The sequence below is a fragment of the Bradyrhizobium sp. ORS 375 genome, from assembly GCF_000239775.1.
Lineage (GTDB): Bacteria > Pseudomonadota > Alphaproteobacteria > Rhizobiales > Xanthobacteraceae > Bradyrhizobium.
Window position 1 is genome coordinate 1 of sequence record NZ_CAFI01000332.1, and the last position, 8,989, is coordinate 8,989.

8 protein-coding genes are annotated in these 8,989 nt (G+C 66.1%); 4 read left to right on the forward strand and 4 right to left on the reverse strand.

Annotated features, from left to right (window positions below):
* A partial coding sequence (purB, locus tag BRAO375_RS23645) for an adenylosuccinate lyase (RefSeq protein WP_035641869.1) occupies nt 1-1,165 on the forward strand: 1,165 nt, incomplete at its 5' end.
* Between the two features lie 27 nt (nt 1,166-1,192).
* Here purB and BRAO375_RS23650 read toward each other — a convergent pair.
* Nucleotides 1,193-1,957: a hypothetical protein gene (locus BRAO375_RS23650; RefSeq protein ID WP_009029973.1), complete on the reverse strand. Its 765-nt coding sequence runs from the start codon at nt 1,955-1,957 to the stop codon at nt 1,193-1,195.
* Between the two features lie 54 nt (nt 1,958-2,011).
* Nucleotides 2,012-2,560: a cytochrome b gene (locus BRAO375_RS23655; RefSeq protein WP_009029974.1), complete on the reverse strand. Its 549-nt coding sequence runs from the start codon at nt 2,558-2,560 to the stop codon at nt 2,012-2,014.
* 212 nt (nt 2,561-2,772) lie between these two features.
* Between BRAO375_RS23655 and BRAO375_RS23660 the strand changes: the two genes are divergently transcribed.
* Nucleotides 2,773-3,315 (forward strand): cytochrome b, encoded by a 543-nt coding sequence (locus BRAO375_RS23660; protein ID WP_009029975.1) that lies wholly within the window; start codon nt 2,773-2,775, stop codon nt 3,313-3,315.
* Nucleotides 3,316-3,483: 168 nt separating this feature from the next.
* Here the strand turns inward: BRAO375_RS23660 and ftsH are convergent, their stop codons facing one another.
* Nucleotides 3,484-5,331, reverse strand: a complete 1,848-nt coding sequence (ftsH, locus tag BRAO375_RS23665) for an ATP-dependent zinc metalloprotease FtsH (RefSeq protein WP_009029976.1) — start codon at nt 5,329-5,331, stop codon at nt 3,484-3,486.
* A gap of 64 nt (nt 5,332-5,395) precedes the next feature.
* Nucleotides 5,396-6,349 (reverse strand): lipid kinase, encoded by a 954-nt coding sequence (locus BRAO375_RS23670; RefSeq protein ID WP_009029977.1) that lies wholly within the window; start codon nt 6,347-6,349, stop codon nt 5,396-5,398.
* 611 nt (nt 6,350-6,960) lie between these two features.
* On the opposite strand from BRAO375_RS23670, the gene BRAO375_RS23675 reads away from it, so the two are divergent.
* Nucleotides 6,961-7,938, forward strand: a complete 978-nt coding sequence (locus BRAO375_RS23675) for a TerC family protein (RefSeq protein WP_009029978.1) — start codon at nt 6,961-6,963, stop codon at nt 7,936-7,938.
* Nucleotides 7,939-7,955: 17 nt separating this feature from the next.
* Nucleotides 7,956-8,909: an exopolysaccharide biosynthesis protein gene (locus BRAO375_RS23680; RefSeq protein WP_009029979.1), complete on the forward strand. Its 954-nt coding sequence runs from the start codon at nt 7,956-7,958 to the stop codon at nt 8,907-8,909.
* The last annotated feature ends 80 nt before the right edge of the window (nt 8,910-8,989 follow it).

Consider the following 8,989-nt stretch of genomic DNA (forward strand, 5'->3'; position numbering starts at 1 on the left):
CTGGGCCAAGGCCAAGGACGCCACCTTCGATGTCGCGCGCATCGACGAGATCGAGCGCGAGACCAAGCACGACGTCATCGCCTTCCTGACCCACCTCGCCGAGATCGTCGGGCCCGAGGCGCGCTTCGTGCACCAGGGCATGACGTCCTCCGACGTGCTCGACACCTGCCTGAACGTCCAGCTGACCCGCGCCGCCGACCTGCTGCTCGCCGATCTCGACAAGGTTCTTGCTGCGCTGAAGAAGCGCGCCTTCGAGCACAAGATGACGCCGACCATCGGCCGCTCGCACGGCATTCATGCCGAGCCGGTCACCTTCGGCCTCAAGCTCGCTTACGCCTATGCGGAATTCACGCGCGCCCGCGAGCGCCTGGTCGCCGCGCGGAAGGAGGTCGCGACCTGCGCCATTTCCGGCGCGGTCGGCACCTTCGCGCAGATTGATCCGCGCGTGGAGGAGCACGTCGCCAAGGCGATGGGGCTGACCCCGGAGCCGGTCTCGACCCAGGTCATTCCGCGCGACCGCCACGCGATGTTCTTTGCCACCCTTGGCGTGATCGCCTCCTCGGTCGAGCGCTTCGCCACCGAGGTCCGCCATCTGCAGCGCACGGAAGTGCTCGAAGCCGAGGAGTTCTTCTCCGAGGGTCAGAAGGGCTCGTCGGCGATGCCGCACAAGCGCAACCCGGTGCTGTCGGAGAACCTCACCGGCCTCGCCCGCATGGTGCGCGCCTATGTGACGCCGGCGATGGAGAACGTGGTGCTCTGGCACGAGCGCGACATCTCGCACTCCTCGGTCGAGCGCATGATCGGCCCCGACGCCACCGTCACGCTCGACTTCGCGCTGGTCCGTCTGGCCGGCCTGATCGAGAAGCTGCTGGTCTACCCGGCCAACATGGAGAAGAATCTCGACAAGCTCGGCGGCCTCGTCCACTCGCAGCGCCTCTTGATTGCGCTGACCCAGAAGGGCGCGAGCCGCGAGGACTCCTACAAGCTGGTCCAGCGCAACGCGATGCCGGTGTGGCGCGGCGAAGGCGACTTCCGCACCCTGCTCAAGGCCGATGCCGACGTGAAGAAGTATCTGACCGACGCCGAGATCGACGAGCAGTTCGACCTCGGCTACCACCTCAAGCACGTCGACACGATCTTCAAGCGCGTGTTCGGCGAAGGCTGAGCGCGCCTCGGGCGGGCGGACGGCGCGTCAGTCCGCCTCCTCGCACTTGTCCTGCTTGACCTTGAACATCTTCCGGAACTGGGTCTCGAGCGCGCTCCGCATCGCCTCCATCTTCTTCTCGCCGGTGTTACGGAGGTTGTAGTTGATGGCGCAATTGCTCCAGCCGAAATTGACCAGATAGATCCGCATCCGCTCATGGCCGTCCGCCTTCTGCGCTTCGGCAGCGTAGCGGGCGACGCAGGCCTTGGAGCTGGCGTTGTCGGCGCAGCCCTTGTCGACGGTCTCGCGAAACATCTGCTGCAGGTCGGTCTTGCCCTCGATCGCGTCGACGAACTTTGCACAGGCGGCGGCAGGCTGGTAGTCGCGCAGCGCCGCAGGCGTCTTGAAGCCGCGGGTGTGCGCCACGTCGAAATCGCAGCTGTCCTTCAGCTCCGCGATCTTGGCGCGGCGGTAGTCGTCGACACCGGGCAGCGCGATGAACTCCAGCCGCGCGGCGGCATCGAGCGCAGCCTTGCAGGTACGGTCGATCTTGTCGGGGTCGAGCGCTGCGACCGCCTTCGGATCGAACGCCGGCGGCGTGCCCGGCGAGTCGAAATCAGACGGGCCGAACAGCAGACGCACGGTGTTGCGCAGCCGGGTCTCGTCGTGCTTGGCGGGATCGTACCGGACCGTGAAGCGGCAGCCGCCCTCCCAGGACATCGTCTTCTCGGCGGCGTCTGCGCCGGCGCAGCCAAGCGCAACGGCGGCAAGCGCCAGGCGTGATGCCCATCCGGTCCGGCTTCGTAGAGTCATGGCAGTCCTCGCAGACAATCGATGCCTGCATCCTACCGCGTCGGCGCGCCAAGGCTAGCCCGCGCCGCGTACCATCCGCAGCGTGACGTCGTCACGCTGGATGCGATGGTGCCAGACGGCGGCTGCGATATGCAGCGCGCTGAGCGCCAGGAGCACATAGGCGAAGAAGATGTGGCGGTCCTCCCAGGCGCGCGCCGCCGCCTTGTCGGGGCTGGTGAACTGCGGCACGTGGAAGACGCCGAACCAGCTGGAATAGTCCGGCGTATGCGCACCCGAATGCGCCCAGCCCAGCATGATCACGACCAGGGTGACGAGATCGAGCCCCCATTGGTTGGCGCGCGCGATGCCTGCGAGCCAACGCGGCGTCTCGGCCGGCAGCGCCGGAGTCGGGTTGAACAGCCGCCACGCCATGCGTGCGATCAGCAGCATCAGCAGGACATAGCCGATGTCTGCGTGAATGGAGCGATAGAAAAATCGATCGGGGCGTTCCGGGACGTGGTTCATCCACCAGCCGAAGGCGATCATGACCAGGATGGTCGGGCCGATCACCCAATGCAGGGTGCGCGCGACGCCACCCCAGCTCGATGCCGTGTTTCTGATCATGTCCGACTTCCCACTTACGATCTCTTCCGCTTCCGAGACGCATGGAACCTGTTTATGGCGCTTCGGTGCGATGCAGAAATGGAATCGTTCGAAACTAATTAGGACGCGGCCGTGCCCTGGGGATGTCGCGCGGAGGTCATCGACTTGTGAACCGACAATGATCACGACCTGCATTATGGAGCACGCATCGTTCGTCCCCCGGAGACCTGCACGTGCCCGCGATCGAGACCGCTTATGATCCACTGCTGCGCCGGATTCATTGGGCGACCGCACTGCTCTTCCTTGCGGCAATGCTGATCGGGCTCTATTGCGGCCTGCAGCCGGCCGGCACGTCACCGCGGCGCGAGCTCCTGGAGATTCACAAATCGCTCGGGATCACGCTGTTTCTACTGGCGATTGTTCGGCTGATCGTCCGTGCACGCACCACCACGCCGGATGCACCGGCCGCGTTCGGCCGGATGATTCGCGCGCTCTCACAGCTCAATCATTGGGCGCTCTATGCCCTGCTGCTGGTCATGCCGGTCACCGGCTACATGTTCTCGTCGGCCGGCGGCTATTCGTTGCGCTACTTCTGGACCTTCAGCTGGCCGCGCCTGTTCGCCGGCGACAGGACGATCGCCCATGCCGGCGAGATCGCGCACGATGCGCTGGCCTATGTGGTCTATCTCGTGGTCGGCCTGCACATTGCGGCGACGCTCTGGCACGAGTTCGTCAAGAAGGACGAGACATTGGCCCGGATGTGGCCAAGGCGGTGACTCGTCGTCCGGATGAGCGAGGCGACATCCAGGCCTACAAACCATTAATTCTCGGCCAGTCTGTCGCTGCTCAATACAGCGCCCTCTCCCCTCGCGGCAGAGGGCGCTGTATTGCACATCATAAACGCGGCTCGCTCCAATGACGGTGCGCTGACAGGATACACCCGACTACATCGGCTGCGCCGCCGCCACGAGATCGCCGGCGCGTTGGTCCTGCTTCAGTATCGCGGCGAGCTCGCTCTCATCCAGCGTCTCCTTGACGAGAAGCCGGCGCGCGGCGCGCTCGAGCACGTCGCGCTTGTCCTGCAGGAGCTTGCGGGTACGCTCCAGCGCTGATGTCACGATCGTGCGCACCTCGGCGTCGATGGCATCACCCGCGGCCTCGCCATAGTCGGCGCTGCGCGAGGCGCCGGGGGCGAGGAATGACTGGTTGTCGCGCTCATAGGCGACCGAGCCGAGGCTCTCCGACATGCCGTAGCGCGTGACCATCGAACGGGCGATGTCGGTGACGCGGCGGAGATCGTCCGCGGCGCCGGTCGACAGATGGCCGTAGACGACGAGCTCCGCGGCGCGGCCGCCGAGCAGCACGGCCATCTTGTTCTCCAGCTCCTCGCGCGTCATCAGGAAGCGGTCCTCGGTCGGACGCTGGATGGTGTAGCCGAGCGCGCCGACGCCGCGCGGAATGATCGAGACCTTGTGCACGGGATCGGTGCCCGGCAGGCTCATCGCGACGATCGCGTGGCCCATCTCGTGATAGGCGACGATCTCGCGCTCCTTCGGATTGAGCAACCGGTTGCGCTTCTCCAGCCCCGCGACGATGCGTTCGATCGCATTGTTGAAATCGTCGAGCGTCACCTCGTCGGCGCCGCGCCGCGTCGCCAGCAAGGTCGCCTCGTTGACGAGGTTGGCGAGATCGGCGCCGGTGAAGCCCGGCGTCAGCGCCGCCACCTTCTCCGGATCGACATCGGCCGCCAGCTTGGCCTTCTTCAGATGCACGCGCAGAATCTGGATGCGGCCCGGCTTGTCGGGACGATCGACCAGCACCTGGCGGTCGAAGCGGCCGGCACGCAGCAGCGCCGGATCGAGGATCTCCGGGCGATTGGTGGCCGCGAGCAGCACGAGACCGACCGACGAGTCGAAGCCGTCAAGCTCGACCAGGAGCTGGTTGAGCGTCTGCTCCTTCTCGTCATGCCCGCCGGCGAACGGACCCATGCCGCGGGCGCGTCCGAGCGCATCGAGCTCGTCGATGAAGATGATGGCGGGCGCCTTGGCGCGCGCCTGCTCGAACAGGTCGCGCACACGCGCCGCGCCGACGCCGACGAACATCTCGACGAACTCCGAGCCCGAGATCGAGAAGAACGGCACGCCAGCCTCGCCCGCCACCGCCTTGGCGAGCAAGGTCTTGCCGGTGCCGGGCGGGCCGACCAGGAGCACACCCTTCGGCATGCGGCCGCCGAGGCGGCCATAGGATTTCGGATCCTTCAGGAAGGCGACGATCTCGCGCAGCTCGTCCTTGGCCTCGTCGACGCCGGCGACGTCGTCGAAGCGCACGCCGGTGTTGGCCTCGACATAGACCTTGGCCTTGCTCTTGCCGATCTGCATCAGGCCGCCGCCGAGCCCGCCGGCGCCGCCCATCATCCGCCGCGACAGCCAGTACCAGACGCCGAAGAACAGCGCGATCGGCATCACCAGCGAGAGGATGTCGCCGAGGATGTTGCTCTCGACCCGTCCGGTGAAGGTCACGTTGGCCTTGGCCAATTCCTTTGCGAATTCCTGGTCGACGCGCGTCGTCGCAAACCGCGTCTGGCCGCCCGGCAGCGGCTCCTTCAGCGTGCCCTCGAGATAGTTCTCGGAGACGCCGACCTCCTTCACCTTGCCGGCGTTCAGCAGGTCCTGGAACTGGCTGTAGGGAATGACGGCCACCTGGCGATAGCTCGTCCACGCATTGTGGATCATCATCGCGACGAAGATCGCGACAACAGCGTACCAGAGATTGAAGCGGGTCTGCTTGGTCATGGGTCTCTCAGCATGTGATCAGTCGAAAACGGGCGGCCGCAGATCGCGGATCAAGCGGCTGGCCTCAGCTGCCCGCCTGCCCTTCTGGCCTGGGCACGAACACGGTGACCGCGCGCGGCAGCACGGTGAAACGGGCCGGTGTGAAGGTAACGAGCTCGCCATCGGCGTTGATCGGGCGCGGCCGGCGGGTGCGGATCTCGAACGAGGTGTCGCGCGAAGCGCGCACCTCCTGCCACAGGCCGTGCCGGCCCTTGCGGAAGTCATAGGCCATGGCCAGCAGCTTCCAGACCCGGCCGATCTCCAGCGAGTAGAGATCGAGATGGGAATCGTCGATCTCCGCGCGGTGATCGACAGCCATGCCGCCGCCGTAATAGCGGCCGTTGCCGACCGCGATCTGCAAGGTCTTCACCCTCACCGCGCCGTCTGACGACACGATCATCGCACGGAACGGGCGCGCGTTGGTCAGCACCCGGAGCGCGGTGATGGCGTAGCCGAGCCGGCCGAACCGCCGCTTGGTCTCCTTCGTCAGCTGCCGCGCGAGCTCGGCGGAGAGGCCGAGGCTGGCGACGTTGAAGAACGGATGGCCATTGACGTCGCCGAGATCGATCTCGCGGCGGTGACCCGCCGTGATCACGTCCGCCGCCGCCTCCATGTTCTCGGGCAGACCGAGCGTGCGCGCGAGGTCATTGGCGGTGCCGGCCGGAATCACGCCGAGCGGCAGGCCGGTCTTCACCAGCGCCGGCGCCGCCGCATTGAGGCTGCCGTCCCCGCCGGCGATGACCACCGCCTCGGCATCGTCGGCATGTGCCTCGATCCACGGCGCGACCTCGCGCGGACTGTGCGGCGCGGAGATCACGAGGTCATAGCCCGCAGCGCCCAGCCGCGACACGGCGATGCCGGCCGCCTCGCCGCCCGAGCGGCTGCCGCGGTTGATGATCATCAGCAGCCGGCGCGTCGTGACTCCCCGCCGCGGCGGCCGCGCCGTGGTGATCGATAGCTGGTCGTCCCCGGCGCTCACGCCATGCTCCCGTACCCAGTATACCAGCGCGCACTGGCCACCAGGCGCGGGTTCCATAGCAAGCGCCGAGCAGCCGTCCGGGTTCCATCACGATCGCCGTCGCCTGCTTTGGGCGATAGCGAACGTGTCTGGCGAGCGCGGTTTGAGTGGAAAGGTCCGAGGCAAAACCCGCGAGCGGTCATTGCTGCAAGCGACGCGTGTGGCCGCATCTCATCAAACTCCCAAGAGAACCAGACAACAGGACCGGCCAGCGGCGCTCTGCGGAGCAAAATACCGCCAGTCTCTGTCAGGAAGAGAGTCCGACATCATAGTCGTGCCATACCGTCAGCAGACTATCAGAGGGGCCCGGATCTCCGGCTCCCAAGCAATTAGTTCGCGGCGGAATGGCTGCAAGGCAGCAGCAAGTCAGCAGACACTCTGTCGCACCTCGGTGGTCCCCGCCGTTCATGTTGCTGAACGTCCATGCGACAAAGCCGCTCTTGAAACCCGATCATCCCACGCCTATGTGCGCAGAAGACCCCTGGTCCGGGCCCCTCTGGTGAAGCTGCCGGTGCTTTCACGATGTCGGACCTGACGACATCAATCACACCGGCTCGATAAGAGGACCCGTCGTGGACTTCCTGTTCATCGCGTTTGCCGGCAAGCCTGCCTGGATGTGGCTCGCCTTTATCGCAATCGTGCTCGCCCTGCTCGTTTTCGACCTCGGCATCGTTCATCGCAAGACGCGCGAAATCTCGGTGCGCGAAAGTCTCGTGATGAGCGCCATCTACATCGTGCTCGCGCTGGCCTTCGGCGCATGGGTGTGGTGGCAGCTCGGCAGCGAGGCCGGAACGGCCTATCTCACCGCATTCACGATCGAGAAGGCGCTGGCGATGGACAACGTCTTCGTCATCGCGATGATCTTCAGCTATTTCGCGATCCCGCGCGCCTATCAGCACCGCGTGCTGTTCTGGGGCATCGTCGGCGTCATCGTGCTGCGCGCCATCATGATCGGCCTCGGCGCCGCCATCGTCGCGCAGGCGAGCTGGGTGCTCTACGTGTTCGCGCTGTTCCTGGTCGCGACCGGCATCAAGATGCTGGTGTTCAAGGACAAGCCGCACGACGTCGGCTCCAATCCGGCATTGAACTGGATGCGCCGTCGCTTCGACGTGACCGACCGCCTGCACGAGGAGCGCTTCTTCGTGCGTCAGAAGGACGCGAACGGCAAGCTGACCTGGTTCATGACGCCGCTGTTCCTGGCGCTGATCCTGATCGAGTTCGCCGACGTCATCTTCGCCGTCGACAGCGTACCCGCGATCTTCGCGATCTCGACCGATCCGTTCGTAGTCTACACCTCGAACATCTTCGCGATCCTGGGTCTGCGCGCGCTGTACTTCGCATTGGCGGCGATGGTCGACCGCTTCCAGTATCTGAAGCTGGCGCTGGCCGCCGTGCTGATCTTCATCGGCTCGAAGATCTTCCTGGCCGACCTGCTCGGGCTGGAGAAGTTTCCGCCGGCACTGTCGCTCGGCATCACCTTCGGCCTGCTCGGCGCCGGCATTGGCTATTCGTTGTGGAAGACCCGGCCCGCGGTCGAGCAGGTGAAGTAAGGACAAGAGGTGACGGCGTGGCGATGAACGATGTCGCATCCAATGGTGAGGACGCATCCGGGCCACGCCGTCACAACGGCCCGATCAGCCGGCGGCTGCTCGCGATCGCCCGCACGGTGCGATCGGAGGAGCCGTCGGTCGGCGAGCTGTTCGACCGGCTGGAGTCCGAGGGTCTCGGCCTGACCCTGCTGCTCCTGACCTTGCCGGCGCTCATCCCGCTGCCGGGCCCGTTCGGCATGGTGTTCGGCACCTTCGTCGCGCTGGTCGCGTTGCAGATCCTGTTCGGCGCCGAGCGGCTGTGGCTGCCGCAGACGCTGCGCCAACGGCCGGTGCCGCAGCGGCTGCTGCGCAAGATCATCCGTGCCGGGCTCGACTGGGCCGGCTATGCCGAGCGGGGCCTGCGCGAGGACCGGCTGGCCTGGCTGACCGGCCGTACCGCGCGGATGGTGCTGGCCCTGCCGCTGCTGCTGATGGCCGTCACGATCATTCTTCCGATTCCGATGGGCAATGTGATGCCGGCGCTGGCGCTGATCGCGGCCTCGATCGGCTTCATGGCGTGCGACGGCCTCGCGGTGCTGGTCTCGATGCTGATCGCGATGGCGGCCGTGGTCTGGACCGCGGTTCTGCTCTACACCGGCGCGGCGGCCGCGGATTACGCCGCCACGCTGCTCGCGCGGCTCGCCGTCGAGCTGCGGGCGATGCTGGCGAGCGTCGGTGTCGATCTCGAATTCGCCGCCGGCGTGTCGACCGTGTTTGCGATCGCAGCCGGTCTCATCGCCCTTGCCTTCTGGGTTCAGACCATACGCCACCGCCGCAGCCGCCGCGCATCGCTCGATCTCACGCTGGACCCGCGCGAGCGCTCCCGCGCGATGGCGCGCCGCAGCCGTGGCCTCATCACGACGGCGAGCCTCGCAACTGCCGTCGCCGCGATCTTCATCGCGACCCGCCTGATGCTGACGGGATCAATCTGAGTTCCGCCACCCCTGCGTCGCGAGATGGAACATATTTTCGTGAGCGGCGCTCCGTCGCAGGTTCCGCATTTGTCATTGAC

What these genes read in the sequence shown, in the direction of transcription:
- BRAO375_RS23650 (WP_009029973.1), bottom strand. Translation starts at nt 1,957, where the DNA reads ATGACTCTACGAAGCCGGACCGGATGGGCATCACGCCTGGCGCTTGCC.
- BRAO375_RS23655 (WP_009029974.1), bottom strand. Translation starts at nt 2,560, where the DNA reads ATGATCAGAAACACGGCATCGAGCTGGGGTGGCGTCGCGCGCACCCTG.
- ftsH (WP_009029976.1), bottom strand. Translation starts at nt 5,331, where the DNA reads ATGACCAAGCAGACCCGCTTCAATCTCTGGTACGCTGTTGTCGCGATC.